Here is a 1,401-nt window from a genome sequence, read left to right as displayed (position 1 = left end):
CACTTTCGTGTTGCCGACAAGGCGAGAGCGGCGTTATCCCCGGGCATTAAAGAGCTGCCCATGCCGCTACCCCGTGAGAAAGAAAAATGCCAGTCAGTTGGCTTAACTGACTGGCATTACGCCCTCGGGCGGTTTTTTCATTACCATCGCTACACCTTGCACACAGCCCTGGTCATTAATACGTAACCAAGCGGCCTGCCGCGTTATCGGATCAAACGCTCAACAATCAGCACAAGATTCGTGAAAAACAGCCGATTTTCATGAAGTTACATTTGTGGGTGTTTTTTGACCAGTAGTAACCCCTCTGCATAACTGCTAGCCTGACGGCTGCTACCCCTATCTTATGCACAGCATTATCCCCAGCCTTTGGGGACAACCTCTGCCAGCCCTGCCTACATGGGGGCCACCCCTTATTTACACTGAAATAAACCCGGCCTATCAGAGGGATTAAAACTGCCAATTGGCCGCACCAGGTTACCCTGCGTTCTAATACACTCAGAAAGCAATTCATTCGGGAGCACAACATGGAACGCATCACGATCTTCGGCCGTGAAGGTTGCGGCTTCTGCCGCCGGGCCAAGGAACTTTGCGAGCAGAACGCACTCAATCACAGGTACATCGATATCCATCAGGAAGGGATCAGTAAAGCCGACCTGGAGAAGACCATCGGCAAGCCGGTGGAAACGGTGCCGCAGATTTTTATCGGTCAGCAGTATATCGGTGGCTATACTGAATTTGCCAAGTACCTAGAGGAACTGCAGCCGTTACCCTAATGGTTGATTGCCCGGGCGGGGCGTTCTGGTTAAGGTAAGGGCTCAAGTAGATACCGGAAGATCCGGTTGAGGAGATGCATCATGGCAACTATCGCAACACTGATCGCCCTGGCGGCCCTGTTGTACCTGGCTGTCCGGCATGAAATTCGGCCAGGGATGCAGCCGATCCGCATTCGCACTGACGAACAGTCGCCGCGCCGGCGTCCTCGTCGCTGAATCAAACCAACCGAACCTTCTGGAAAACCGCGTGCCGATACGCGGTTTTTTATGGCTGAACACCCGGCAATACCTCGCCTGGTCGCGGTCGGAGCCCGCTGCTACAACCCCCGCAGTCCGTTCCAAGGGCAACCGGCCACGGACTCTGAAAGAATCACCACGGGTCACGGCTGAAGCCCTTCCTACATTAGAGCCTCGTCGTAGTAGCCCGCTCCGCGGGCGACAAGCCACGAACTCTGAAAGACCCACCGTTGGTCGCGGATAAATCCCCTCCTACAATTGAGCCACGTCGTAGATACCATCTCTCGATTCCGGCCACAACGGCCTTTTACGGCAGTTGTGGTTGGAATTCTTGCTGGTTTTTCACCACACCGAAACAGATGTGTACCAGCTTGCGCATGGCGGCGCCCAG

General features: G+C 54.6%; 3 protein-coding genes. All 3 read left to right on the top strand.

The genetic code is table 11. From position 1 onward, the window contains the following. On the top strand, window positions 1-186 hold a 186-nt coding region (locus K6T12_RS21390; RefSeq protein WP_222225002.1), incomplete at its 5' end, for a hypothetical protein. A 338-nt stretch (window positions 187-524) separates the two neighbouring features. After that, window positions 525-773 carry a GrxA family glutaredoxin gene (locus tag K6T12_RS21385; protein WP_222225001.1) on the top strand — a complete coding sequence of 83 codons (249 nt, stop codon included), beginning with the start codon at window positions 525-527 and terminating at the stop codon, window positions 771-773. Window positions 774-854: 81 nt separating this feature from the next. Next, window positions 855-989 (top strand): hypothetical protein, encoded by a 135-nt coding sequence (locus K6T12_RS21685; protein WP_255611985.1) that lies wholly within the window; start codon window positions 855-857, stop codon window positions 987-989. Window positions 990-1,401 lie beyond the last annotated feature (412 nt).

This window comes from Marinobacterium arenosum, from assembly GCF_019795155.1.
GTDB classification, from domain to species: Bacteria; Pseudomonadota; Gammaproteobacteria; order Pseudomonadales; family Balneatricaceae; genus Marinobacterium_C; species Marinobacterium_C arenosum.
Note: the sequence above shows the minus strand (reverse complement) of the source record. Positions and strands in the feature narration are given on the sequence as shown.